General features: G+C 68.5%; 27 protein-coding genes and 1 tRNA gene. 12 read left to right on the top strand and 16 right to left on the bottom strand.

Annotated features, from left to right (window positions below; genetic code table 11):
* Positions 1–7: 7 nt before the first annotated feature.
* On the bottom strand, positions 8–427 hold the full coding sequence (locus GGQ63_RS11555; protein ID WP_183855923.1) for a hypothetical protein: 420 nt from the start codon (positions 425–427) through the stop codon (positions 8–10).
* The gene (locus GGQ63_RS11550; protein WP_183855921.1) at positions 427–1,308 is read right to left on the bottom strand and encodes a TIGR02587 family membrane protein; all 882 of its coding nucleotides are present in this window, start codon (positions 1,306–1,308) and stop codon (positions 427–429) included. Before GGQ63_RS11550 ends, GGQ63_RS11555 begins: the two co-directional genes overlap by 1 nt.
* 218 nt (positions 1,309–1,526) lie before the next feature.
* Between GGQ63_RS11550 and GGQ63_RS11545 the strand changes: the two genes are divergently transcribed.
* Positions 1,527–1,703 (top strand): hypothetical protein, encoded by a 177-nt coding sequence (locus GGQ63_RS11545; RefSeq protein ID WP_183855918.1) that lies wholly within the window; start codon positions 1,527–1,529, stop codon positions 1,701–1,703.
* A gap of 91 nt (positions 1,704–1,794) precedes the next feature.
* Here the strand turns inward: GGQ63_RS11545 and GGQ63_RS11540 are convergent, their stop codons facing one another.
* Complete coding sequence (locus tag GGQ63_RS11540) at positions 1,795–1,986, bottom strand: hypothetical protein (protein ID WP_183855916.1); 192 nt, start codon at positions 1,984–1,986, stop codon at positions 1,795–1,797.
* A gap of 78 nt (positions 1,987–2,064) precedes the next feature.
* The gene (locus tag GGQ63_RS11535; protein WP_183855914.1) at positions 2,065–2,667 is read right to left on the bottom strand and encodes a TetR/AcrR family transcriptional regulator; all 603 of its coding nucleotides are present in this window, start codon (positions 2,665–2,667) and stop codon (positions 2,065–2,067) included.
* A gap of 77 nt (positions 2,668–2,744) precedes the next feature.
* Here GGQ63_RS11535 and GGQ63_RS11530 point away from each other — a divergent pair, with 77 nt between their 5' ends.
* Positions 2,745–3,374, top strand: coding sequence for a glutathione S-transferase family protein (locus GGQ63_RS11530; RefSeq protein WP_183855912.1), 630 nt, complete (start codon positions 2,745–2,747; stop codon positions 3,372–3,374).
* 241 nt (positions 3,375–3,615) lie between these two features.
* On the opposite strand, the gene GGQ63_RS11525 is transcribed toward GGQ63_RS11530, so the two are convergent.
* The 4 genes from GGQ63_RS11525 to GGQ63_RS11510 form a co-directional block, all read right to left on the bottom strand.
* Positions 3,616–3,690: transfer RNA gene (locus tag GGQ63_RS11525), tRNA-Val, on the bottom strand.
* Between the two features lie 386 nt (positions 3,691–4,076).
* Positions 4,077–5,210, bottom strand: coding sequence for a hypothetical protein (locus GGQ63_RS11520; RefSeq protein WP_183855910.1), 1,134 nt, complete (start codon positions 5,208–5,210; stop codon positions 4,077–4,079).
* Positions 5,211–5,275: 65 nt separating this feature from the next.
* Positions 5,276–5,458 (bottom strand): hypothetical protein, encoded by a 183-nt coding sequence (locus GGQ63_RS11515; protein ID WP_183855908.1) that lies wholly within the window; start codon positions 5,456–5,458, stop codon positions 5,276–5,278.
* A 171-nt stretch (positions 5,459–5,629) separates the two neighbouring features.
* Complete coding sequence (locus tag GGQ63_RS11510; RefSeq protein WP_183855906.1) at positions 5,630–6,184, bottom strand: SH3 domain-containing protein; 555 nt, start codon at positions 6,182–6,184, stop codon at positions 5,630–5,632.
* Positions 6,185–6,340: 156 nt separating this feature from the next.
* Between GGQ63_RS11510 and GGQ63_RS11505 the strand changes: the two genes are divergently transcribed.
* Positions 6,341–7,336 carry a 2-hydroxyacid dehydrogenase gene (locus GGQ63_RS11505; RefSeq protein ID WP_183855903.1) on the top strand — a complete coding sequence of 332 codons (996 nt, stop codon included), beginning with the start codon at positions 6,341–6,343 and terminating at the stop codon, positions 7,334–7,336.
* A 6-nt stretch (positions 7,337–7,342) separates the two neighbouring features.
* On the opposite strand, the gene GGQ63_RS11500 is transcribed toward GGQ63_RS11505, so the two are convergent.
* A complete protein-coding gene (locus GGQ63_RS11500; protein WP_183855901.1) occupies positions 7,343–8,395 on the bottom strand; it encodes a LacI family DNA-binding transcriptional regulator in 1,053 nt (350 codons plus the stop codon).
* Positions 8,396–8,596: 201 nt separating this feature from the next.
* Here GGQ63_RS11500 and GGQ63_RS11495 point away from each other — a divergent pair, with 201 nt between their 5' ends.
* Complete coding sequence (locus GGQ63_RS11495) at positions 8,597–8,785, top strand: hypothetical protein (RefSeq protein WP_183855899.1); 189 nt, start codon at positions 8,597–8,599, stop codon at positions 8,783–8,785.
* A 4-nt stretch (positions 8,786–8,789) separates the two neighbouring features.
* Here the strand turns inward: GGQ63_RS11495 and GGQ63_RS11490 are convergent, their stop codons facing one another.
* Positions 8,790–9,563, bottom strand: coding sequence for a HesA/MoeB/ThiF family protein (locus GGQ63_RS11490; RefSeq protein ID WP_246429735.1), 774 nt, complete (start codon positions 9,561–9,563; stop codon positions 8,790–8,792).
* Positions 9,564–9,659: 96 nt separating this feature from the next.
* On the opposite strand from GGQ63_RS11490, the gene GGQ63_RS11485 reads away from it, so the two are divergent.
* A complete protein-coding gene (locus GGQ63_RS11485) occupies positions 9,660–10,496 on the top strand; it encodes a transglutaminase-like domain-containing protein (RefSeq protein WP_183855894.1) in 837 nt (278 codons plus the stop codon).
* A gap of 82 nt (positions 10,497–10,578) precedes the next feature.
* Here the strand turns inward: GGQ63_RS11485 and dnaA are convergent, their stop codons facing one another.
* The 5 genes from dnaA to mutM form a co-directional block, all read right to left on the bottom strand.
* A complete protein-coding gene (dnaA, locus tag GGQ63_RS11480) occupies positions 10,579–12,039 on the bottom strand; it encodes a chromosomal replication initiator protein DnaA (protein ID WP_183855892.1) in 1,461 nt (486 codons plus the stop codon).
* Between the two features lie 84 nt (positions 12,040–12,123).
* Positions 12,124–12,573, bottom strand: a complete 450-nt coding sequence (locus tag GGQ63_RS11475; RefSeq protein WP_183855890.1) for a rhodanese-like domain-containing protein — start codon at positions 12,571–12,573, stop codon at positions 12,124–12,126.
* Between the two features lie 649 nt (positions 12,574–13,222).
* Positions 13,223–13,489, bottom strand: a complete 267-nt coding sequence (gene rpsT, locus GGQ63_RS11470) for a 30S ribosomal protein S20 (RefSeq protein WP_183855888.1) — start codon at positions 13,487–13,489, stop codon at positions 13,223–13,225.
* 138 nt (positions 13,490–13,627) lie between these two features.
* Entirely contained in the window at positions 13,628–14,401 is a 774-nt protein-coding gene (locus tag GGQ63_RS11465; RefSeq protein ID WP_183855886.1) for an enoyl-CoA hydratase, read from the bottom strand.
* 12 nt (positions 14,402–14,413) lie between these two features.
* The gene (gene mutM, locus GGQ63_RS11460) at positions 14,414–15,295 is read right to left on the bottom strand and encodes a bifunctional DNA-formamidopyrimidine glycosylase/DNA-(apurinic or apyrimidinic site) lyase (protein WP_183855883.1); all 882 of its coding nucleotides are present in this window, start codon (positions 15,293–15,295) and stop codon (positions 14,414–14,416) included.
* A 101-nt stretch (positions 15,296–15,396) separates the two neighbouring features.
* Here mutM and ubiE point away from each other — a divergent pair, with 101 nt between their 5' ends.
* The 7 genes from ubiE to cysK all read left to right on the top strand — a co-directional run bounded on the left by ubiE (position 15,397) and on the right by cysK (position 21,216).
* Positions 15,397–16,167: a bifunctional demethylmenaquinone methyltransferase/2-methoxy-6-polyprenyl-1,4-benzoquinol methylase UbiE gene (gene ubiE, locus GGQ63_RS11455; protein WP_425502074.1), complete on the top strand. Its 771-nt coding sequence runs from the start codon at positions 15,397–15,399 to the stop codon at positions 16,165–16,167.
* Positions 16,168–16,180: 13 nt separating this feature from the next.
* On the top strand, positions 16,181–17,755 hold the full coding sequence (gene ubiB, locus GGQ63_RS11450; RefSeq protein WP_246429734.1) for a 2-polyprenylphenol 6-hydroxylase: 1,575 nt from the start codon (positions 16,181–16,183) through the stop codon (positions 17,753–17,755).
* 63 nt (positions 17,756–17,818) lie between these two features.
* Complete coding sequence (locus tag GGQ63_RS11445) at positions 17,819–18,103, top strand: FitA-like ribbon-helix-helix domain-containing protein (RefSeq protein ID WP_183855879.1); 285 nt, start codon at positions 17,819–17,821, stop codon at positions 18,101–18,103.
* Positions 18,100–18,525 carry a type II toxin-antitoxin system VapC family toxin gene (locus GGQ63_RS11440; RefSeq protein WP_183855877.1) on the top strand — a complete coding sequence of 142 codons (426 nt, stop codon included), beginning with the start codon at positions 18,100–18,102 and terminating at the stop codon, positions 18,523–18,525. Before GGQ63_RS11445 ends, GGQ63_RS11440 begins: the two co-directional genes overlap by 4 nt.
* A gap of 1 nt (position 18,526) precedes the next feature.
* A complete protein-coding gene (gene coaBC / locus GGQ63_RS11435) occupies positions 18,527–19,741 on the top strand; it encodes a bifunctional phosphopantothenoylcysteine decarboxylase/phosphopantothenate--cysteine ligase CoaBC (protein ID WP_183855875.1) in 1,215 nt (404 codons plus the stop codon).
* Complete coding sequence (dut, locus tag GGQ63_RS11430) at positions 19,738–20,196, top strand: dUTP diphosphatase (RefSeq protein WP_183855873.1); 459 nt, start codon at positions 19,738–19,740, stop codon at positions 20,194–20,196. Before coaBC ends, dut begins: the two co-directional genes overlap by 4 nt.
* A 63-nt stretch (positions 20,197–20,259) precedes the next feature.
* Positions 20,260–21,216, top strand: a complete 957-nt coding sequence (gene cysK / locus GGQ63_RS11425) for a cysteine synthase A (RefSeq protein ID WP_183855871.1) — start codon at positions 20,260–20,262, stop codon at positions 21,214–21,216.
* Here cysK and GGQ63_RS11420 read toward each other — a convergent pair.
* Positions 21,213–22,190, bottom strand: coding sequence for a nucleoside hydrolase (locus GGQ63_RS11420; RefSeq protein WP_183855869.1), 978 nt, complete (start codon positions 22,188–22,190; stop codon positions 21,213–21,215). The two genes, cysK and GGQ63_RS11420, sit on opposite strands and share 4 nt — an antisense overlap.
* Between the last annotated feature and the right edge of the window lie 156 nt (positions 22,191–22,346).

Here is a 22,346-nt window from a genome sequence, read left to right as displayed (position 1 = left end):
CCGCCGCTCAAGGCTCGACATAGCCCTCCGCACGCAGGTCGAGCGTCAGCGCGCGGGGATCGCGACGGAAGAAGAGGCCGCCGGAGCGGCTCGACTCCTGAGGGAGGAAGTCGATCCGGGCGGTGCTCGCCTCGATCTCGGCGCCGCCCGCGCGCAGCACGCCGCGGATCGACAGTTCGGCCGCCGTGCCGTTCCCCTCATTCGTCGCCGTGAAGCCGACACGGTAGCCTTCCCCCGCCGGCTCGACGGTCTCGACGACCACGCGGATCACCGGCGGTCCTTCCGGCTTGGTCAGCCCGTAATGGACGAGATAGGCGATCGTCGCGACGAGCAGCACGGCGCCGGCCGCCGCCGCCGCCCATTCGACCGGCGAGGTGCCGACCGGGGCCTTTCCGTCGCGCTTCCCTTCGCTGTCCCGGCCGGCCATCAGAGGATCAGCCGGGCGAAGGCGGCCCCGACCGCGCCGGGAAACGACAGAACGATCGCCATGCTGATCACCTCATGAAGGGCGACGCCGTCGGTGCGGCCGAAGGTCCAGAGCACGTAGACGCTGACGAGGAACACCGCGGCATAGCCCGCGAGCGTCGAACGCGCAAAGAGCCCGAGGACGCTTTCGCCCGCGACGCGCCGGTGGGTCCCGCCGAACTCGACCGCGTGGACGAAGGCGTGCATCAGGAGAAGGGTGAGGACGAGAAGGCCGATCTCCTGCCAGACCGACATCGTGAAGGCGAGCACGGCGACTTCGTCGGTGGGCGCGAGGTTCAAGGAAAGGAACAGCGCGCCGACGACCATCAGGAACAGTTCGCCGCCATAGCGCGTCTCGATCTCGCCGCGGTCGGCGTCGGCATCGGCGTCGGTATCGCCCTGGCCGAACTGGTTGAGCGCCAACATGGCGCCGATCGCGGCGGGGAAGGCCTGCACCGCGACCTTGCCCCAGACCTCGCGGAGCGGCCGGCCGGGCGCGACCTCGCCGAACAGCCAGAGCAGCAGCCCCGCGGTTACGAAGGCGATCAGGAGCGAGACGAAGACATCGGCGACATCGTCCTGCAGCCGGACCGTATGGCGGATACCGCCATAGCGCGACAGGCGCACGAGGAGCGGCACGCCGATGGCGAGGAGAAGGGCGAGGCGAAAGGGATCGATCGTGAAGCCGAGCTGCCAGAACTCCATCGTCATCAGCATCGGCAGGCTGAAGAGGAGCGCCCCGGCGAAGGCGCGGCCGGCGCCGACGAAGAATTCGGTCGACGACGGGATGCGGAGCGTCGCAACGCCCCCGCCGTCCCGCTCCCTGCCTCGGCTCGCCGCCATCGCGCTCCCCTGCCCCGACACTCAGGCGCCTGTCCCGAAAGGGCCGACCGGCGGGACGCTGCGCGTCCGCGGCGCCGACCGGACCGTTACGGTGAATCCTCTGGAAGATTAAGCACTCGGTAAGCAATCCGAACGCTAGCTGAACGAAGGCTTCAGGGCGGGTTCAGTCGCGGGGGGTGAGGCTGACGTCCATCATCGGCCGATCGGAGTTGCGCGTCATGGCCAATCGCTCCTTCTTCCTCGTCACGCTGTTCGCCACGCTCGTCGGCATCGGCCTCGCCGAACTCGTCCAGTCGGCCCCGCCGCGCGGCTTCGGCGGCGCTCGCTCGACCCAGGTCGAGCTGTGCATCGCCGCCGGGATCGGCTGCTCGTCGGCTTCGTTCGGACGGTTCTGAGCCGCGAGCGCGGCCCCGTCCGCCCGCGCGATCATCCGTCGAGTCCAAGCAGGAGAGGCAAAAAGGAAGAAGGGCGGGCGACCCGAACGCCTCAGCGCCGCGCCGAGCGGCGCGCAGCCGGCAGCCGGTCGAGCCGGGCGAGACCGGCAGGGAGAACGAGCACCGGATCGTAATCGATCGCGCCGTCCGCCTCGGGCACATGGGCCTCGCGACCATAGAGCGAGGCGTCGCCATAGACGAATTCGTGCTCGCGCCCGGCGCTGTCGCTGTCGAAGCTGTTCATGGCGGCCTCCCTCCTCGATCGGCGGATAACGGCGCCGGGGCGAGCGGGTTCCTCACCCCACGAGCGGTTGCCGAGGTTTCACGGTCCGCCCGCACCTGCAGGCGCCGCGTCCGGCCCGCACGGCCCTTCTTGGGAGCGCCGAGACCGCTCGGCCGAGCGGCGGAGGAAGACCTCAAGGGTCGCGGCGACCCGTTCCCGGTCGAAGACCATTCCGGCGTCGAGGTGGAGCACGGCCAGCCCATGGACGAGCGCCCAGCAGGCGAGAGCGGCGTGCGGGCCGGCCTCGGCGAGGCTCTGCGCGATCCGCCTCTGCAGCACGCCATAGGCCGCGCCGCGCGCCGACCCGTCGCCGGCCTCGGCCGGATGTCCGCTGAACATCAGCCGGAACAGACTGGAATGGTCGATCGCGAAGGTGACGTAGGCGATACCTTGGGCGAGCAGCCTTTCGTCGTCGTCGCCGCTCGCATCGGCCTCCTCGAGCCGCGCATGGAGCCGGCAGAAGCCCGCCTCCGTGACGGCCTCCATGAGGGCGGCCTTGTTCGGAAAATGGCGATAGGAGGCCATTGGCGAGACGCCCAGACGCTTCGCGAGGTCGCGCAGACTCGGCTCGCCCCCGCCCGCCGCCACCATCTCGATCGCTTCCTGCACCAGCCTTGCGCGCAAACCGCCGGATTCGGCCATCGCCTGTTTACACCGTAAACTTTCCGCCCTATGTTTACGTTGTAAACACGATACGTCGCGCTGAGCAAGGCTGACCCATGATCGTCCTCCACCATCTCGACAACTCCCGTTCGCAGCGTGTGCTCTGGCTGCTCGAGGAGCTGGAACTGCCCTATCGGATCGAACGCTACGCGCGGGATCCGAAGACCCGGTTCGCGCCCCCTGCGCTCGCCCGGATCCATCCGCTCGGCAAGGCGCCCGCGCTCGAGATCGACGGCGCCGTTCTGGTCGAGAGCGGGGCGATCGTCGAATATCTGGTCGAGCGCACAGGCGGTCGCTTCGGACCACCCGATGACCGGGCACTGGCGCTCGCCTACCGGATGTTCCTCCACTATGCCGAGGGCTCGGTGATGCCGCCTCTGCTCGTCAAGCTGGTGCTCGCCCAGGTGCCGGTTCTCGGCCGGGTGGCGATCCGGCGGATCCAGCCGATGATCGATGTGCATCTCGACTTCATCGAATCGCATTTGGCGCGGCAGGCCTGGTTCGCGGGCGACGCCATCACGGCAGCGGACGTCATGATGAGCTTCCCGATCGAAGTGGCCCGCGATCGCGGCGGGCTCGATTCGCGCCGCCCGCACATGCTCGCCTGGCTCGAGAAGGTGCAGGCGCGCCCGGCCTACCGCCGCGCCCTCGACGCCGGCGGGCCATACGCCTACACGCGGACCTGACGGAGCGGCGCATCGCCGCCCGTGATGCGGCCGGCCGAGAGGCCGGACCGGATACCGCCCTCAGAGGGTTCCAAGAGTGCGCCGGCGCTGCCGAAGGGCTCGCGCGCAGACAGGTCACATCGTCCGGCGGCGGCCGCGATCGACCAAGGCCCGCATCGAGGAAACGACGCACGAGTTCCGATGAACCGGATCGCACGACGCATGCCGACTACGGCACTCCGTCAAACAGCCTTTCAGAAAATGGTGGGCGATACAGGGATTGAACCTGTGACCCCTCCCGTGTGAAGGGAGTGCTCTCCCGCTGAGCTAATCGCCCTCCGCCGCGCGGAGCGGCAGGGTGGCGGCGATATAAGGGGGGCGGGCCGGGCGAGTCAAGGGCGGGAGCGGCGTCCTGCACCGCCCTCGAAGCGGTCGACGGCAGTCCCGCGGCCACAGGAAGCATTCGTCGCGTGAGCGCCGCCCGAGATGCGTTTATCGCCTTTCGGCAAAGAACGGGATCTCGCCTCGGGACGCCGGAGCGCGCGTCCTCCCCGCTACTCTAGAACGTGTAGCGCCTTTGAGATCATAGCCGGCTCCGCCTAACCCGTTAAAAGCCCGACTGTTCCTGAGATACGAGGCCAATCCAGCGCATTATTTCCATATCTCGCGGAACGCAGAGACGGCACACGAAGATATAAACACGCGAGCCGCTTGATCATAAGATTACGGCATCGCCTTCGCGACGCCAATGTTACGCTTGCCTTTCACGAGCGTTCTCAGATTATCATGTTCACTGATATTTTTCATTGGATGATAGAGGTGTTCATCATCCAACTCGGAAGGCTGCCAGCTTCGAGAAAATGTGATCGTCGAAAGCTCCGGCGGGGCAGCCATTCTAAGCCCACGGTGAAGGGCCACCGTGTTAAACAGATACTCGATGAACAGGTATTTCTCCTGACCTTCCCCGACTTCGCTCGAAATTCCCATTTTTGTTACCCTATCCGAGTTTTCAACAATAATGTCATCCAGGTGACCGAGGAGAGATCTACTGATTCGGACGGCACACACCATCGAGGCAGCCCAGGGAAGGGGAAGAACATCGATGGGAATGAACTTCCACCAAGACCACCCCTCTAATGTTCCATCATAATTGACTACATCAGTGCGGGCGCACAACAAATCATCGCCAGAATATTTGATATCAATAGCCGTAATCAGATCCGCACGCGGAATGAAAACGTCATGCTCGAGAAACCAGACATTATCGAATCCGGGCTCGATGACGTTGAAGAAGAACAACGCCTTCTCCCATGCACTAACCTGAGGCCTCTTGTTCTTCGATATTACAGGATTCAACAGAATATAGCCGCGGGAAATGCATCTATCCTCGTCAATCTTGATATATCGAACCGCCTTTGAGGCCGGTATAACAAAATCATTGTCATCAACAAAAACAAAAACTCTGTATCCGAGCGCCGCGACCTGCTCATAGAACTTAATTTGATGCGGATCAGGCTTAAATGTTAATAATGCCACCGCCGTGTTTTCATACTTTGATTTAAAAATATTATCTCTGCGCGCAAATGAGTCGACCATGCGCTCGATAATGGCGGTTATTTTTCCTAAACATTGTCGCATATTAATTATGATCGCCACCCCACCAAGCTTATGACATGGGGAGACTACGATCGACGTGAAAACTCGTCCAGCCGGGCGATGATCGCCGTCAGACGGCGATGGCGAAGGGTTGCCGATGCCCTTGGGGGCGCGTCTCGAGCAGGCGTCCGGATGGACGGGGCGGCAGAGACCGAATGCCGGCTCCGCCGCTATATGGACGAGATGCCGAAGGCGCTGCATCGGGCACGGCACGTCGCCGGCCGTTTCGGGCTATCTCGCCGTGCGAGGCGGAATCCGCTCGACCCTCAGACCCCGACCACGACGCCGACCAGGGCGACGACGGCGCCGAGCAGGCTCAATTCGAGCGTCAGCGCGACGAGGAAGCCGATGCGGATCGGCACGGGGCCACCGGCGAAAAGGGCCGGACCGGTTGCGGGGCGATCGTTCTGCAGCGGCGCGAGCGGCGCCGGCCGGGGGCGAGCAGCCATGTTCCATCTCCTTCGACGCCGGTTCACGAGCGCGACCTCTCGGGAGCTCAACGGAGGCCGCGGCCCGCCGGTTCCGCGCGCCACACAAGGCGGATGGCGGCCGCCGTGCAGGGCGGGCAGCGGAGCGAAGGATGATGGGCATACAGGCGGTCGGCGCGTCCGGCCGGCCGGTCAGTCGACCGTCTCGTTCGGATAGACGCCCCACAGACGCTGCTGCTCCATCCAGCCGCGGAAGCGCTTGTCGCTCAGCCGGCACCAGCCCTTGTCGCACTGGGTTACGGCGCCGACGACTTTCGGCTCGAGGTAATAGGTGATCTCGGCCGTGGCATCGGGTGCGGCGCGCATCGGGATCGGCTGCTTCGCCTCCCAGGGGGCGACCACCGCGGTGCGCCGGCCGCTCAGGAGGCTGTGGAAGACCCAGCCCTCGGCGCCGTCCGAATCGCGGATGCGGCGCCAGTTGTCGAATTCCTGGACGATCTCGACCGGCAGTCCGGGCCGGGTGAACACCCAGGCGATGTCGTAATCCTCGCCCGGGCCGACGCGGACATTGACCCGGCTCGCCTTCAGCGAGACGAAGCGCGGCAGCGGCAGGCCGCTCGGCCCCGTGCGGATGCCGGCCGCCGCAGCGCCCTGCGCGGTCGCCGGCGCGGTGGGAGCCGCGACGACGCAGGAAATGAGAAGGAGTGCCGCGAGGCCCCGCAAATGCCTCGAATGCCGTGTCCGCATGGTCGATCGCCCTTCGCCAATGCCCTCGAGCGCGCGGGCCGCCGTCCCGCCTCGCCTTTTGGTTCGCCGGGCCATCTGCTAGAGACGAGCGGCCCGGTCGCATCGCGGAGTCTTGGGGCGCGTGGTTAAGGACGGATTTACGAAGGGCGGCAGCCGATGAAGAAGAAGCCGGTCGTCGTCGTCACCCGCAAGCTGCCCGAGACGGTCGAGACGCGGATGCGGGAGCTCTTCGATACCCGTCTCAACCTCGACGACCGGCCGATGAGCCCTGCTGCGCTCGTTGAAGCGGCGCGCACCGCCGATATCCTCGTCCCGACCGTCACCGATCGAATCGACGCCGCCGTGATCGAGGCGGGGCGCGGCCAATTGAAGCTGATCGCCACCTTCTCGAACGGCGTCGATCACATCGACGTGAAAGCGGCGAGCGAGGCCGGCATCACGGTGACCAACACCCCCGGCGTGCTGACCGAGGATACGGCCGACATGACGATGGCGCTGATTCTCGCCGTGCCGCGACGGCTCGTCGAGGGCGCCCGCCATCTCGTCGAGGGGCATGCCTGGGACGGCTGGTCGCCGACCTGGATGCTCGGCCGCCGGCTCGCCGGCAAGCGGCTCGGCATCGTCGGCATGGGCCGGATCGGCCGCGCCGTGGCGGTCCGGGCGCGCGCCTTCGGCATGTCGATCCATTATCACAACCGCCGCCGCGTCCCGGCCGAGACCGAGGACGCGCTCGAGGCGACCTATTGGGAGAGCCTCGATCAGATGCTCGCCCGCATGGACGTCATCTCGGTCAACTGCCCGCACACGCCGGCGACCTATCATCTCCTCTCGGCACGGCGGCTGAAGCTGATGCGGCCCGACGCCTATATCGTCAACACGGCGCGCGGCGGGGTGATCGACGAGGCGGCGCTGATCCGGCTGCTCGAGAGCGGCGAGATCGCCGGCGCCGGGCTCGACGTCTTCGAGCACGAGCCGGTCCCCGATCCGAAACTCGTCCGCCTCGCACAGCAGGGTCGCGTCGTGCTCCTGCCGCACATGGGCTCGGCGACGATCGAAAGCCGGATCGCGATGGGCGAGAAGGTGATCATCAACATCCGCATGCTGATCGACGGCCACAAGCCGCCCGACCGCGTGCTGCCCTCGATGCTCTGAGCCGCGTCAGGCCGGGGGCGGCCCGGTCGAGCCGCGCACGACGAGGCGAACCGGCAGGCGCTCGCGCCCTTCGGGCAGCGCGCCGTCGAGGATCATCTCCACCGCACGGCGGCCGATCTCCGCGATCGGCTGCTCGACCGTGGTGAGCGGCGGCGTCGCGCGCGCCGCCTCCGGCACGCCGTCGAAGCCGACGATCGAGACCTCGCCCGGCACGGCGATCCCCCTCTCGGCGAACCATTCGAGCGCGCACAGCGCGACCCGGTCCGACATGGCGAGGATGGCGGTCGGCCGTTCCGGCCGCGAGAACAGATAATCGAGCCCCTCACGAACGCTCTTCGGCTCGTTCTCGGTCTCGAAGATCGGGATCGCGCCGGCGTCGACGCCATAGGGCGCGAGCCCGGCACGATAGCCCTGCCAGCGGTCGCGGCCGGTCGAATAGATCGCCGTCTCGACCCGGTCCGGCGTCACCGGCCCGACATGGTCGTCGACGAACTGGATGCCGAGCACACCGAAGCGGCGATGGCCGAGTTCGCAGAGATGGACGGCCGCCGCCCGCGCGCCGCCGAAATCGTCGATGCCGATGCCCGCCACGGTCTCGTCATTGCTGCCGAGTTCGAGCGCGACGAAGGGCAGGCGCCGCTCGCGCGTCAGTTCGACGAGCCTTGTGCCACCCTCGATGCAGAGGAGCACGAAGCCGTCGACCACCGCGCTCTGGATGTTCCAGGCGAGCCGCTCGTCGCTCATCGCGGAAACGAGGGAGATGCCCGCGCCGCGCGCGTCGCAGGCGGCGCTGATCGCCGTCATCAGGACGCGGGCGAACGGATCGTCGAAGAAATAGGACAGCGGCTCGGCCGTCGCGACGCCGATCGCATTGACCTTGCCGGCACGCAACAGCCGGCCCTTCGGGTCCGGTCCGGCATAGCCGAGCGCCTGCGCGGTCGCGACGACCCGCTGGCGCACCTCGTCGCGGACGAGATCGGGACGATTGAAGACGTTCGAGGCGGTTCCCTGCGAGACCCCCGCAGCCTTGGCGACATCGGCCAGCCTTACCGTCCTCATCCGCTCTCCCGGTTTCGCCCCCGTCTGCCGGCCCCCTGCCGCGTCGGAGGCATCCTAATCGCTCTCGAAAAAATTAGATAGTCGACGGATTGGATCGGTTCAATCAACCTCTTGACGCCATCGGCACGATGCATTAGATGGCATATTGAAGCGATTCAATGAATCGATTCATATCACCATCCCGGCCGACAGGAGGCTCCCATGATCCCGGCCAGCTATCTCTTCCGCAACCGCTACGACCAGCATTTCGACGGGCCGGACGGCGACGACGCGCTGCTCGCCCGCCGCCGCGATGCCCGGCCGTCCCTGTCGGCGATCCTCGCCGATTTCCTTCTCACCGGTCCTTTGCGCGGCGACCGCACCGACCGGCCGCGCCGCCGCGGCCGCTAGCGGCTCACGGCCGGCGCCGGCGATAGCGGATCGTCTCGAAGCGGAAGGAGAGCGCGTCGACGAGCAGCAGCCGCCCGACCAGCGGCTCGCCGATGCCGAGGATCGCCTTCAGCACCTCGAGCGCCTGCAGCGTGCCGAGCACGCCGGTCAGCGCGCCGAGAATGCCCGCCTCCGCGCAGGCCGGCACGAGGCCTTCCGGCGGTGGCTCGGGGAACAGGCAGCGATAGCTCGGCTGCAGAACCCCCTCCTCGTCCCGCTCGAACGGCCGCAGCGTGGTCAGCGAGCCGTCGAACCGCCCGACAGCCGCCGTAACGAGCGGCTTTTCGAGCCGCTCGGCGACATCGGCGACGAGAAAGCGGGTGGCGAAATTGTCCGAGCCGTCGGCGATGACATCATAGGCGGAGAGGAGGTGCTCGGCATTATCGATGTCGAGCCGCATGGCATGGCGCTCGACCGCGACATGCGGATTGAGGGCAGCGACCGCGTCCGCGGCGCTGTCGACCTTCCTCCGGCCGAGATCGCCGGTGCCATGAATGATCTGCCGCTGCAGGTTCGACAGCGCGACCGTATCCTCGTCGACGATGCCGATCGTGCCCACCCCCGCCGCGGCGAGATAGGCGATCAGCGGCGCGCCGAGCCCGCCCGCCCCGACGACGAGCACGCGAGCCGCCTTCAGCTTCCGCTGCCCCGGCCCGCCGACCTCCGGCAGGACGAGGTGGCGCGCATAGCGCGCGACCTCGTCGGGCGACAGCACGGTACCGTCCTCGCTCATCGGCATTCCTTCCGCTCCGGAACGAAGCCGGCCATCCGGACATTGTGTCGGCAAAGATGGCCCGCGCGCGACGCTGCGGCCAAACCAGCCAGGAAGCCCGCGATGCGCATCAGACTCGGATTCGAGATCGCCTTCGACTGCCCGCTGCCGACGCCCATGCTGTTGATGCTCAATGTCCATCCCTCGCGTATGCAGGATCTCGTCGTGCCCGACCTCCTGCGGTCGGATCCGGCGGTTCCCCTCAGCACCTATATAGACGGCTTCGGCAACCGGGTCGCCCGCACGGTTCTGCCGGCCGGCCGCACCCGGCTCTTCAGCGACGCGCTGATCGAGGACAGCGGCGCGCCGGACGAGGCGGCGCCCTATGCCGCGCTCCATGCCGTCGAGGATCTGCCGCCCGAGACCCTCGTCTATCTGCTCGGCAGCCGCTATTGCGAGACGGACCGGCTGAGCGATTTCGCCTGGGCGCAGTTCGGCCATCTGCCGGCCGACTGGAGCCGCGTGCAGGCGATCGTCGAATACGTCCACAACCACATCGAATTCGGCTATCGGCACGCCCGCTCGACCCGCACGGCGCTCGAGGCCTTCGAGGAGCGGCGCGGCGTCTGCCGCGACTTCGCCCACCTCGCCATCACGCTCTGCCGGGCGATGAACATCCCGGCGCGCTATGTGAACGGTTATCTCGGCGACATCGGCATTCCGCGCGATCCGGCGCCGATGGATTTCTCGGCCTGGTTCGAGGCCTATATAGGCGGCCGCTGGTATACCTTCGACGCCCGGCACAACAAGCGCCGCATCGGCCGTGTCGTGATCGCCCGTGGCCGCGACGCGACCGACGTGCCGCTCACCCACGCCTTCGGCGCGGCCCAACTCGTCGGCTTCAAGGTGATCACCGAGGAAGAGCCCGACAAGCCGGCTGCGCACGCGCGCGCCGCCTGACGGCAGGCCGGCGCGCAAGCCGGCGGCACCCTTGTTTCACCACCGAAGAGGCCCGGCCGTCCCGCCGGGCCTTCTCGCATGCCTACTCGTCGATCAGCCGCTTGATCAGCTCGATCTCGTCGGCGAGCGTGGCGTCCGCGGCCATCAGCTCTTCCACTTTCCGCACCGCGTGCAGCACGGTGGTGTGATCCCGTCCGCCGAAGCGCCGGCCGATCTCGGGCAATGAGCGCGGCGTCAGCATCTTCGAGAGATACATCGCGATCTGGCGCGGCCGCACGATCGTCCGTGTCCGCCGGCTCGACAGGAGGTCGGCCTTCGACACGTTGTAGTGCCGCGACACCGCCTTCTGGATGTCCTCGATGCGGACCCGCTTCGCCTCGCGCACGCCGACGAGATCGCGCAGCGAAATCTCGGCGGAGGCGAGCGTCACCGGCTGGTCGGTATATTGCCACTGCGCGACGAGACGGTTGAGCGCCCCCTCGAGATCGCGGCCGTTCGAGACCACCGTGCGGGCGACGTAGTCGAGCACCATCGGCGGGATATCGAGCCCGGGATGCTGCCGAAGGGCGGCCTCGTACCGCCCCAGCACGATGTGCTGGCGCAATTCGAGATCGGGGGTGGCGATCTCGAAGGCGACGCCGCCGCGCAGCCGCGAGCGGACCCGCTCGTCGAGCGTCTCGAGCTCCGCAGCCGGCCGGTCGGCGGCCACGACCACCTGCCGCGCTCCGTCGATCAGGGCGTTCAGCGTATGGCAGAACTCCTGCTGCACCGACTTGCCCTGAAGAAACTGCAGGTCGTCGATCAGGAGCAGGTCGATGTCGCGCAGCCCCTCCTTGAAGGCGAGGGTCGACTGCGTCTTCAGGGCCGCGACGAAGCGCACCATGAAGTGCTCCGCCGTCAGATAGACGACGCGGCGGGCCGGGTCGATCCGGCGCGCCGCCTGGGTGACGGCGTGCAGGAGATGCGTCTTGCCGCGCCCGACCCCGGCATGGATGTAGAGCGGGTTATAGGGCGTCGCGCGGCCGGCCGGCGTCTCGGCGACGGCCTTCGCCGCCGCGAAGGCGACCCGGTTCGCCGCCCCCTCGCAGAAGGTCTCGAAGGTGAAGCGCGGATCGACCGGCGAGCCGCCATGGGCGCTCTCCGCCTCGACCGGACGCAGCGGCTGCGGCGCCGCAGCCGCGGGCGCCACCGCCGGAGCCGCGGCTCGGGGAGCGGCCGGTGCCTCCACCGCTCGCTCCTCCGCCGCCGGCACAGCCTGCGGCCGCAGCCGCACGGCGCTGCGCATCGCGATCTCGACCCGCCGGATCGAGGCGATCTCCGTCTGCCAGAGCGCGATCAGCTTGTCCTGATAATGGCTGACGATCCAGGATTTGAGGAACCGGGTCGGAACCGAAAGCTCGACCGAGAGCCCGTCCGTCGCCACGAACTCGACCCGTGCGAACCAGCTCTGGAAGACATCTTCGCCCAGCTCGGTCCGCAGCCTCTGCTTCACGCGCGCCCACGCCTCAACGCCCGTTCGTCCGCTCGCGTCCGATCCGTCCATGCCTTCGACCTCTTCAACCGCCGTGGAAGTTTCCGCCGGGCGCCGCACCCGACGTTCCGCCTGTTCCCGCATCTGCGCCGCTCCTCAGGTCTGAACCCAGGGCAGCCCCGCCGCCTTCCATCCCCCGCTCGCTCCCCGATGCCGCGCGCCGTCGAGCGGCCCCTCGAATCCATCCGCCACGTTGAAGCAGGGTCCATGGCCCGCCGCCGCCATGGCGAGCGCGGCGGCATGGCTGCGGGCACCGGACCGGCAGATAAAATAGAGCGGCGCGCCCTTCGCGACGCCCCGGGCGGCGAGCGCCGCCTCGAGCGTTCCGACGAAATCCGCGGCGACCGCGCCGGTCGGCCAGCTCTGCCATTCGACGAGCACCGGCTCCTTGCCGAGCACCGTCAGGTCGGGAACGCCGACATAGGACCATTCGGCGCGCGTCCGCACGTCGATCAGCGTCGCCGCCGCTTCCGCGCTCAGCCGATCGAAAGCGTGTTCGACCGAAACGTTGCCGGCAAAGCCGGCCCGATCAGACCCTTCAGACATGCGTTCTCCGTCGGCACCCGACCTTCACGGCCAAGCGCTTCCACATCTTCTTGAACTCTTTGGATTTGGGGACCGCCCTATACTAAGGGCGCACGGAACTACCCAACGGAACACGCGCGGAAAAACAAACAACAAGCATAGGAACTCGCAAACTCGTTTTGACAACCAAAGCCGACCTCGCCGAAGCTCCCGATGCCGATCCGCGCCTCCCTCATAGGTGGCGGTGACTTCACCGCCCAACGCTATGCACAGGAAACTACACGCCGCCTCCGCGCGCCGCAACGCCTGCAAGCCCGGATTCGCCGCCCGCGCCACGAACGAAGACGGAACAGAAAGGCGGCAGCGCGCCGCCCGACTCGATAAACCCTTGCTCCTCTTTCGATTCGCCGACGCGATCGGGCAGGGGCGAATCGAAGGATAGCGAGCAAAAAAGAATCTGCTTCGAGGGCTTGACTCGCGGGGAATCCCCGGACGACTCCGGCAACCCCGGCGATCTAGTCTTAAGTCTATGAATTACCACCGAAATTTCGGCCACCGCGAGGCCCGCCAACGGCCGTGCGGGCGGCGATTAAGGCAACTCAATGACTTAATCCGGATAACAAAAAAGCCCGGCGGAGCCGGGCTTTCGGAAGTGTTTGATGACGCTTCGTCAGGCGCCGATCGCCTTCACGCGGGCGGCGAGACGGGACACTTTGCGTGAGGCCGTGTTCTTGTGGATCACGCCCTTCTGCGCGGCCCGCATCAGCTCGGGCTGCGCCGCCTTGAAGGCCTCGGCGGCGATCGCCTGATCGCCCGAGGCGATCGCCTCTTCGATCTTGCGGACGATCGTGCGCAGGCGGCTGCGGCGCATGCGGTTGATCGCGGTGCGGCGCTCGATCTTGCGCGTGGCCTTCTTGGCGGACGGCGTATTGGCCATGTCGGTCTGTCGCTCTCGATTCTGTCGATTCCGCCCGGCGGGCGGCGGCGCGTGACGACGCGGCGCCCGGCCAAACGGAAGAGGCGGCTCGCGCCGCCCCGGTTCGGTGGGCGCTTATAGTCGGGCGCGCCCCGGTCGTCAACGGTTCTCGAAGCGCGGCGGCCGCTTCTCGAGAAAGGCGGCGAGGCCCTCCTCCTTGTCCCTCGTCGCGAAGAGCGCCTGGAAGAGCCGGCGCTCATAGCGGATGCCGTCGGCAAGGCCGCTCTCGAAGGCGCGGTTGACCGCCTCCTTCGCCATCAGCGCCGCCGGCCGCGACAGGGCGGCGATCTTCGCCCCGACGGCGAGCGCCGTATCGCGGAGCGCCGCCGCCGGAACGACGCGGGAGACGAGGCCGATCCGCTCGGCCTCCGCGGCGTCGATCAGCCGTCCGGTCAGCACCATGTCCATCGTCTTCGCCTTGCCGACCGATTTCGCGAGGCGCTGCGTCGCCCCGGCACCCGGGATGAGGGCGAGGGAGAGTTCCGGCTGGCCGAAACGGGCGGTCTCGGCGGCGATCACGAGGTCGCACATCAGGGCGAGCTCGCAGCCGCCGCCGAGCGCATAGCCGGCGACCGCGGCGACGACGGGCTTGCGCACCGCCGCGAGCCGCTCCCAGGCGGCGACGAAATCGTTCTCGAACACGTCGACGAGGCCGAGCCCTTTCATCTCGGCGATGTCGGCACCGGCGGCGAAGGCCTTGTCCGAGCCCGTGAGCACGATCGCACCGATCGCCGGGTCCGCCTCGAAGCCGTCGAGCGCGGCGTTCAGCTCGGCGATCAGCTGGCGGGAGAGGGCGTTGCGCGCCGCCGGGCGGTCGAGCGTGACGAGCCCGACGGACCCCAGCGTCTCGACCCTGACCGTCTCGTAGGACATGCCCGAAGCTCCTCAGCGCTGGCAGACGGGACAATAGAAGGTCGAGCGCCCGCTCTGCACGATCCGCGCGACGATGCCCCGGCAGCGGGGCGTCGGGCAAGGCTCGCCTTCGCGATCGTAGACGCGGAAGGCGTGCTGGAAATAGCCGAGTTCGCCATTGGTCTGGCGGTGATCGCGCAGCGACGAGCCGCCCGCCTCGATCGCCTCGGCGATGGCGCTGCGGATCGCCTCGGCGAGCCGGCCGGCCGCGACCGTCGGCCCTCCGCTCGCGGTGGCGAGCGTCCCCGCCATCCGGCGCGGCGACAGCCGGGCGCGGTTGAGCGCCTCGCAGACATAGATGTTGCCGAGCCCGGCGATGCGGCTCTGATCGAGGAGGGCCGCCTTGAGCGGCGTCCGCTTGCCGGCGAAGAGCGCGGCGAGCCGCGCGCCGTCGAGGGCATTGCCGGCCGGCTCGAGGCCGAGATCGCGGAAGAACGGGGCCTCGGCGAGCGTGGCCCGGGCGATAAGGTCCATGAAGCCGAAGCGGCGCGGATCGTTGTAGACCACGCGCTTGCCGGAGGAGAGGTGGAAGACGACGTGATCGTGCGCGAGGGCGGACGAGCGTTCGTGGTGGAAGACGCCGGGCGTCGTGCCGCCCCCCTCGTCCTCGACGCGAAACGAGCCGGACATGCCGAGATGCATGACGAGCACCATGCCGTCATCGAGGTCGGCGAGAAGGTATTTCGCCCGCCTGCCGAGGCTCTCCACCCGCCGGCCGGTGAGCCGCGCGGCGAAGCGCTCGGGCAGGGGAAAGCGCAGATCGGCCCGCCTCTGCTCGACCCTCTCGATCCGATGCCCCTCCATGGCGGGAAGGAGGCCGCGGCGCACGGTCTCGACCTCGGGCAGTTCCGGCATATCTCTCGTCCCACAGGCCACGGATGCGGCCGAAAGCGGCGGACCATAGCGCCGCCGGACCCCATCCGCTATGGTCCCGCCCGTTTGCGGAAAGGAACAGGATGATGCCGCTGGAAACCGCCGCGCCCCGCGCCTCGTTCGGCTTTCGCGAGGTCGCGGTCGAAGCGAAGCAGGATCTCGTCGACGAGGTGTTCCACAAGGTCGCCCGGCGCTACGACCTGATGAACGACCTGATGTCGGGCGGGCTGCACCGCGTCTGGAAGGACGCGATGGTGGTCTGGCTCAACCCGCCGCGCTCCGGCGCGCCCTATCGGGTCCTCGACGTCGCCGGGGGCACGGGCGACATCTCCTTCCGGATCGTCGAGCGGTCGCGCGGCCATGCGCGGGCGACGGTTTGCGACATCAACGGCTCGATGCTCGCCGTGGGCCGTGAGAGGGCGGAGAAGCGCCGCCTCGCCGAGACGGTGGATTTCATCGAGGGCAATGCCGAGGACCTCCCCTTCGGCGGCACGAGCTTCGAGGCCTATACGATCGCCTTCGGCATCCGCAACGTGCCGCGGATCGACCGGGCGCTCGCCGAGGCCTATCGCGTGCTGAAGCCGGGCGGCCGCTTCCTCTGCCTCGAGTTCTCGACCGTCGACATGCCGGCCCTCGACCGGCTCTACGACCTCTATTCTTTCCGGGCCATCCCGGCGATGGGCCGGCTCGTCGCCGGGGATTCCGAGAGCTACCGCTATCTCGTCGAATCGATCCGTCGCTTCCCGCATCAGGAGCGCTTCGCCCAGATGATCCGCGATGCCGGCTTCGCGCGGGTCTCCTATCGCAATCTGTCCGGGGGGATCGCGGCGATCCATTCCGGCTGGAAGCTCTGACGGATACGCGCGCTTGGCCTTTCGCCCGATCGCCTTCGTCCGCCTCCTCGCCGCAGGCTATGTGCTCGCCCGCGAGGGCGCCTTCGCGCTCGTTGCGACCGACGACCTGCCGCCCGGCCCGACCTTTCTCGTCCGCATGGCGCGGCTGGTCGAGCGGCGGGGCGCCGCGCTGTCCGACCGCGGCGACCGGCTGACCGCCGCCTTCAACCGGCTCGGCCCGTCCTGGATCAAGCTCGGCCAGTTCCTCGCCACCCGGCCCGATCTCGTCGGCGCCGATGTCGCGGATGCGCTCGGCCGGCTGCGCGACGAGATCGCGCCCTTCCCGGACAGCGCGGCGCGGAGGACGATCGAAGCCGATCTCGGCCAGCCGGTCGAAGCGCTCTTCGCCAGTCTCTCGCCGGCGCTCGCCGCGGCCTCGATCGCGCAGGTCCACCGTGCCCGCGCCATTGAACCCGACGGCACGGCGCGCGATCTCGCCGTCAAGGTGCTGCGGCCGGGGGTGCGGGGCGATTTCCGGCGCGACCTCGCCACCTTCTTCGTCGCCGCCGACATGGCCGAACGGCTCGATCCGGCGTCGCGCCGACTGCGGCCGCGGGCGGTCGTCGAGATCCTCGCCCGCTCGGTGGCGCTCGAGATGGATCTGCGGCTCGAGGCTTCGGCGCTCTCCGAGATGGCGGAGCGCACCGCCGACGATCCCGATTTCCGTGTGCCGCAGGTCGACTGGTCGCGTACCGGCCGCGATGTGCTCGTCATGGAGTGGATCGACGGCATCAAGCTGTCCGACCTCGCGGCGATCGATGCCGCCGGCCATGACCGCAAGGCGCTCGCCCGCCGCCTGATGCAGGCGTTCCTCCGCCACGCGGTGCGCGACGGCTTCTTCCACGCCGACATGCACCAGGGCAATCTCTTCGTCGACGCGGCCGGGTCGATCGTCGCCGTCGATTTCGGCATCATGGGCCGGCTCGGCGCGCCGGAGCGTCGTTTTCTCGCGGAGATCCTCTATGGCTTCGTCCGGCGCGACTATCGCCGCGTCGCCGCGGTGCATCTCGAGGCCGGCTACGTCCCGGCGCGTCATTCGATCGACGATTTCGCACAGGCGCTGCGGGCGATCGGCGAGCCGATCCACGGCCAGTCGGCCCGCGTCATCTCGATGGGCAGGCTGCTCGCCCTGCTCTTCGAGATCACCGAGATCTTCGAGATGGAGACGCGGCCCGAGCTGATCATGCTGCAGAAGACGATGGTCGTCGTCGAAGGCGTCGCCCGCACGCTCGACCCGGATTTCGACATGTGGTCGAGCTCCGAACCGGTCTTGCGCGAGTGGATCGAGCGGAATTTCGGCCCCGCGGGCCGGCTCGGCGAAGCGAAGGAGGGCCTGTTCGATTTCGGCCGCGCCGCCGTCCGGCTGCCGACCATCGCCGCCCGCGCCGAGCGGGTGCTCGGCCATCTCGACCGCGCGACGGAGAAGGGCCTCGTCCTCGCACCCGAGACCGTCGAGGCGATCGGCCGGGCCGAGGGCCGCGGCAATCGCTGGCTCACCGCCGGCGTCTGGGCGGTCGCGCTGCTCCTTCTGATCCTCGTGCTGCGGTGAACCGGTTGACCGGCGGCGCGCGGGGCTTACGTTGATAGCATCGCTATCGTGCCGGAGATCGTCATGGCGAGCCTTCTCATTCGTCGCCTCGACGAGGATCTGAAGCGCCGTCTTCGTGTCCAGGCCGCGGAGAACGGCCGATCCATGGAGGAGGAGGCCCGTCAGGTGCTCGCCGCGGGGCTCGGGGGGACAAGGGGCGCACCGCCGCGCCAGGGAGCGGCCGCAGTCGAAGGCAATATTGCCGCGCTGATCCGGAGCATCGTCGAGCCGGAGGGCGGGCTCGAACTCGATCTGCCGCCCCGCTCGGAGGAGTGGTCGCCACCGCGCCTCGACGACGACCGGCAATGATCGTCCTCGACACCGATGTGCTGTCGGAACTGATGAAGCCGCCGGCACTCGTCTCCGGCGCCGTGGTCTCCTGGTTCGCGCGGGTGCGCCCGGAGGCGGCCTTCACGACCACCATCACCGTTGCCGAGATCCGCTCCGGTCTGGCATTCATGCCGGACGGACGGCGCAAGGAGGAGAAGACCGCAATGTTCGAGCGCGTGCTCGCTGCCGCTTTCGGCCCGCGCATCCTTCCGTTCGATCTGGCGGCGGCGGCGAGCTATGCCAGCATCGTCGCCGCGCGGCGACGCGAAGGGCTGGGCGGCAAGCCGCTCGACCACCTGATCGCGGCGATCGCCCAGGCCGCTGGGATGATGGTCGCGACCCGCAATCTGCGCGATTTCTCCGGCTGCGGCGTCGCCGTCGTCGATCCCTGGACGGACTGAGATGGCATCGCTCGCCGGGCGCTCCGTGCTTCTCCTCGTCGGTGGCGGCATTGCGGCCTACAAGGCGCTCGACCTGATCCGCCGGCTGAAGGAGCGCGGCATGACCGTGCGCGTCGTGATGACCGCGGCGGCCCAGCGCTTCGTCACACCGCTCGCTGCCGGCGCGCTGTCGGGCGGCAAGGTGTTCACCGATCTTTTCGACCGGGATGACGAGCACGATGTCGGCCATATCCGGCTCGCCCGCGAGGCGGACGCGATCATCGTCGCGCCGGCGACCGCGGATCTGATGGCGAAGATGGCCGGCGGCCACGCCGACGATCTGGCGAGCGCGGTCCTGCTCGCCGCGCGCGCGCCGATCCTCGTCGCCCCGGCGATGAACCCGGCCATGTGGGCGAACGCCGCGACGCGGCGGAACGCCGCCCGCCTGCGGGAAGACGGGATCCGCTTCGTCGGCCCCAATTCCGGCGAGATGGCCGAGCGCGGCGAGGCGGGCGAAGGCCGCATGGCCGAGCCGCTCGAGATCGTCGCCGCGCTCGAGGCGCTGCTCGCCCCCTCGGGGCCGCTCGCCGGCCGGCATGTGCTCGTCACCTCCGGGCCGACGCACGAGCCGATCGATCCCGTCCGCTATCTCGCCAACCGCTCCTCCGGGCGCCAGGGCCACGCGATCGCCGCCGCTGCGGCGGAAGCCGGCGCCCGCGTCACCCTCGTCAGCGGGCCGGTCTCGATCGCCGACCCGGCGGGCGCTGCAGTCGTAAGGATCGAGACGGCGGAGGAGATGAAGGCAGCGGTGCTCGCCGCCCTGCCGGCCGACATCGCGGTCTTCGCCGCCGCGGTCGCCGACTGGCGGCCACAGGCGACGCATGGATCGAAGATGAAGAAGGGCGCCGACGGTCCGCCGACCCTCGCGCTCACCGAGAACCCCGACATCCTCGCCACTGTCGGCCGGCTCGGCGAAGGCCGGCCGCGCCTCGTCGTCGGCTTCGCGGCCGAGACCGACGATCTGATCGCGAACGGCCGGGCGAAGCTCGCCCGCAAGCGTGCCGACGCGATCGTCGCCAACGACGTCTCGGCCGAGACCGGCGTGATGGGGGGGCCGGCGAACACCGTCCACATCCTCACCGCCGACGGCGTCGAGGACTGGCCGACCCTCTCCAAGGCGGAGGTCGGCCGCCGCCTCGTCGCCTGGCTCGCGGCGCGGCTGGAGGCGGCCGGATGACCGTGACGACCGAACTGCGCGTCCAGCGCCTGCCGCACGGCGCGGACCTCCCCCTGCCGGCCTATCAGACCGAACAGGCCGCCGGCCTCGACCTTCTCGCCGCCCTGCCGGCCGATGATCCGCTGACGCTCGATCCGGGCGCGCGGGCGCTGGTGCCGACCGGGCTCGTGATCGCGCTCGCCCCCGGCACGGAAGGACAGGTGCGGCCGCGCTCCGGGCTCGCGGTCAAATATGGCGTCACGGTGCTGAACGCCCCCGGCACGATCGACGCCGATTATCGCGGCGAGGTGATGGTGCCGCTCGTCAATCACGGTGCCGAGCCTTTCCTCGTCAGCCGCGGCATGCGCATCGCGCAGCTCGTCGTCGCGGCCTGCCTGCGCGCCCGTCTCGTCGAAGGACCGCTCGACGAGACGGCGCGCGGCACCGGCGGTTTCGGCTCGACCGGCACGGGCTGAGGTTTCCTCCGCGCCCCTGCTGCGCTAGCTATCGGAAAAGCCCGTTCGAGGAGATCCGACGCCATGACCAAGCCGGGACGCGGCCGCGTCTATGATTCGATCACCGACACGATCGGCGATACGCCGCTCGTGCGGCTCGACCGCATCGCGAAGGAGAAGGGCGTCGCCGCCAACCTCCTCGCCAAGCTCGAATTCTTCAATCCGATCGCGAGCGTCAAGGACCGCATCGGCGTCGCGATGATCGACGCGCTCGAAGCCGAGGGACGCATCGAGCGCGGCCGCTCGACGCTCGTCGAGCCGACCTCGGGCAATACCGGCATCGCGCTCGCCTTTGCAGCCGCCGCGCGCGGCTATCGGCTGATCCTCGTGATGCCGGAGACGATGTCGGTCGAGCGGCGCAAGATGCTGAAGCTGCTCGGCGCCGAGCTCGAGCTGACCGAAGGGCCGAAGGGCATGCGCGGGGCGATCGCCCGCGCCGAGGAACTCGTCGCGACCATTCCCGGCGCTGTGATGCCGCAGCAGTTCCAGAACCCGGCCAATCCCGAGATCCACCGCCGCACCACCGCGGAGGAGATCTGGAACGACACGAATGGCGAGATCGACGCCTTCATCGCCGGCATCGGCACCGGCGGCACGATCACCGGCGTCGGCCAGGTGCTGAAGCCGCGCCGGCCCTCGCTCCACATCGTCGCCGTCGAGCCGAAGGACAGCCCGGTCCTGTCGGGCGGCGCGCCGGGCCCGCACAAGATCCAGGGCATCGGCGCCGGCTTCGTGCCGGGCGTGCTCGACACCGCGATCTATGACGAGGTGATCACGGTGTCGAACGAGGAGGCGTTCGAGAATGCCCGCCTCGCCGCCCGGCTCGAAGGCATCCCGGTCGGCATTTCGTCCGGCGCGGCGATCGCCGCCGCGGTGAAGGTCGGGACGCGGCCGGAATTCGCCGGCAAGACCATCGTCCTGATCATCCCGTCCTTCGCCGAGCGCTATCTGTCGACGGCGCTCTTCGAAGGGCTCGATTAGACCGAAGCCGCGGCGCCGTGCGGCCGGGCGAAGATCTCGGCCAGCATGTCGACGAACTTCTTCGGGTCGGCGTCGAAGGCGATGTCGGCATTCGGCGCCCGGCCCGAACGGCCATAGACGTCGATGACGGTCCGGCCGATCGTATAGGTGCCGGCGGCCTCGACGACGACATTGAGTCGCCTGGTCGTCAGGATCGTCGGATCGACGAGGAAGGCGATGCAGAGCGCGTCGTGCACCGGCGCGGTGCCACGGATCGGCATGCGCTGCCATTTCTCGTGCGTGTCGATGCGGAAGCGGACGATCTCGGCCGTCGCGGTGCCGGCGGGCGTGCCGAGCGCGGCGAGCCGGTCACAGTCGTCATAGGAGACGAGCGCCCGGTGGGTGGCGTCGAGCGGCACCAGCGTCACCTTCTCGAAGCCGGCGTTCAGAACCCGTTCGGCGGCTTCGGGGTCGCCCCAGATGTTGAACTCGGCCGCCGGGGTGACATTGCCGATCTCGTGGCCGCCGCCCATGATCACCACTTCGGGGATCAGGCCGACGAGCTTCGGCTCGACCGCGAGCGCGGCCGCGATGTTGGTGAGCGTGCCGACCGGCACGAGGGTGATCGGATCGGTCGCGGCGCGATAGGTCTCGATCAGATATTCGACCGCCCGCTTCTCCTGCTTCTGTCGCGTCGTCGGCGGTACGGGCAGCGTCTCGCCGTGATATTTCGAGCCCTGCTCGCCGGTGCCGCGCGGCATCGGGAAATCCGGCCGCATGAAGGGCCGGTCGGCCCCCTCGAAGACCGGAATGTCGCCGCGGCCGATGTGATCGAGCACGCGCAGCGTGTTGTCGGTGCAGACCGAGACCGGCACATTGCCGTTGACGACGGTGACGCCGACGAGTTCGAGCGCGGGATGCAGCGCCGCGAGCATGAGGGCGACGGCATCGTCCGTGCCGGTATCGACGTCGAGAATGAGCTTGCGGCGGGTCACGTGATTCCTCGCTTCCGATAGAGGCCGGAGCCTAGGCCCCCACGAGGCAGCGGTCAATGAGGTCAGACCTTTGACCTATTGGCATTCGTGCACGGAATGCACTAGGGTGGGGAAAAGGGAGTCGGTTTGCCGCGGATCGCCACGCTCGCGAATGGA

The sequence above is a fragment of the Prosthecomicrobium pneumaticum genome (genome assembly GCF_014199915.1).
In the GTDB taxonomy this organism is placed as follows: domain Bacteria; phylum Pseudomonadota; class Alphaproteobacteria; order Rhizobiales; family Kaistiaceae; genus Prosthecomicrobium; species Prosthecomicrobium pneumaticum.
Note: the sequence above shows the minus strand (reverse complement) of the source record. Positions and strands in the feature narration are given on the sequence as shown.

Coding starts and splice junctions, on each gene's coding strand:
- dnaA (WP_183855892.1), bottom strand. CDS start 12,039: ATGGACGGATCGGACGCGAGCGGACGAACGGGCGTTGAGGCGTGGGCG.
- GGQ63_RS11510 (WP_183855906.1), bottom strand. CDS start 6,184: ATGCGGACACGGCATTCGAGGCATTTGCGGGGCCTCGCGGCACTCCTT.
- GGQ63_RS11535 (WP_183855914.1), bottom strand. CDS start 2,667: ATGGCCGAATCCGGCGGTTTGCGCGCAAGGCTGGTGCAGGAAGCGATC.
- GGQ63_RS11485 (WP_183855894.1), top strand. CDS start 9,660: ATGCGCATCAGACTCGGATTCGAGATCGCCTTCGACTGCCCGCTGCCG.
- GGQ63_RS11545 (WP_183855918.1), top strand. CDS start 1,527: ATGGCCAATCGCTCCTTCTTCCTCGTCACGCTGTTCGCCACGCTCGTC.
- GGQ63_RS11475 (WP_183855890.1), bottom strand. CDS start 12,573: ATGTCTGAAGGGTCTGATCGGGCCGGCTTTGCCGGCAACGTTTCGGTC.
- coaBC (WP_183855875.1), top strand. CDS start 18,527: ATGGCATCGCTCGCCGGGCGCTCCGTGCTTCTCCTCGTCGGTGGCGGC.
- cysK (WP_183855871.1), top strand. CDS start 20,260: ATGACCAAGCCGGGACGCGGCCGCGTCTATGATTCGATCACCGACACG.
- GGQ63_RS11550 (WP_183855921.1), bottom strand. CDS start 1,308: ATGGCGGCGAGCCGAGGCAGGGAGCGGGACGGCGGGGGCGTTGCGACG.
- GGQ63_RS11505 (WP_183855903.1), top strand. CDS start 6,341: ATGAAGAAGAAGCCGGTCGTCGTCGTCACCCGCAAGCTGCCCGAGACG.
- GGQ63_RS11540 (WP_183855916.1), bottom strand. CDS start 1,986: ATGAACAGCTTCGACAGCGACAGCGCCGGGCGCGAGCACGAATTCGTC.
- rpsT (WP_183855888.1), bottom strand. CDS start 13,489: ATGGCCAATACGCCGTCCGCCAAGAAGGCCACGCGCAAGATCGAGCGC.
- GGQ63_RS11520 (WP_183855910.1), bottom strand. CDS start 5,210: ATGCAGCGCCTTCGGCATCTCGTCCATATAGCGGCGGAGCCGGCATTC.
- GGQ63_RS11465 (WP_183855886.1), bottom strand. CDS start 14,401: ATGTCCTACGAGACGGTCAGGGTCGAGACGCTGGGGTCCGTCGGGCTC.
- ubiE (WP_425502074.1), top strand. CDS start 15,397: ATGATGCCGCTGGAAACCGCCGCGCCCCGCGCCTCGTTCGGCTTTCGC.
- GGQ63_RS11495 (WP_183855899.1), top strand. CDS start 8,597: ATGATCCCGGCCAGCTATCTCTTCCGCAACCGCTACGACCAGCATTTC.
- GGQ63_RS11530 (WP_183855912.1), top strand. CDS start 2,745: ATGATCGTCCTCCACCATCTCGACAACTCCCGTTCGCAGCGTGTGCTC.
- GGQ63_RS11515 (WP_183855908.1), bottom strand. CDS start 5,458: ATGGCTGCTCGCCCCCGGCCGGCGCCGCTCGCGCCGCTGCAGAACGAT.
- mutM (WP_183855883.1), bottom strand. CDS start 15,295: ATGCCGGAACTGCCCGAGGTCGAGACCGTGCGCCGCGGCCTCCTTCCC.
- GGQ63_RS11445 (WP_183855879.1), top strand. CDS start 17,819: ATGGCGAGCCTTCTCATTCGTCGCCTCGACGAGGATCTGAAGCGCCGT.
- GGQ63_RS11555 (WP_183855923.1), bottom strand. CDS start 427: ATGGCCGGCCGGGACAGCGAAGGGAAGCGCGACGGAAAGGCCCCGGTC.
- dut (WP_183855873.1), top strand. CDS start 19,738: ATGACCGTGACGACCGAACTGCGCGTCCAGCGCCTGCCGCACGGCGCG.
- GGQ63_RS11490 (WP_246429735.1), bottom strand. CDS start 9,563: ATGCCGATGAGCGAGGACGGTACCGTGCTGTCGCCCGACGAGGTCGCG.
- GGQ63_RS11440 (WP_183855877.1), top strand. CDS start 18,100: ATGATCGTCCTCGACACCGATGTGCTGTCGGAACTGATGAAGCCGCCG.
- GGQ63_RS11500 (WP_183855901.1), bottom strand. CDS start 8,395: ATGAGGACGGTAAGGCTGGCCGATGTCGCCAAGGCTGCGGGGGTCTCG.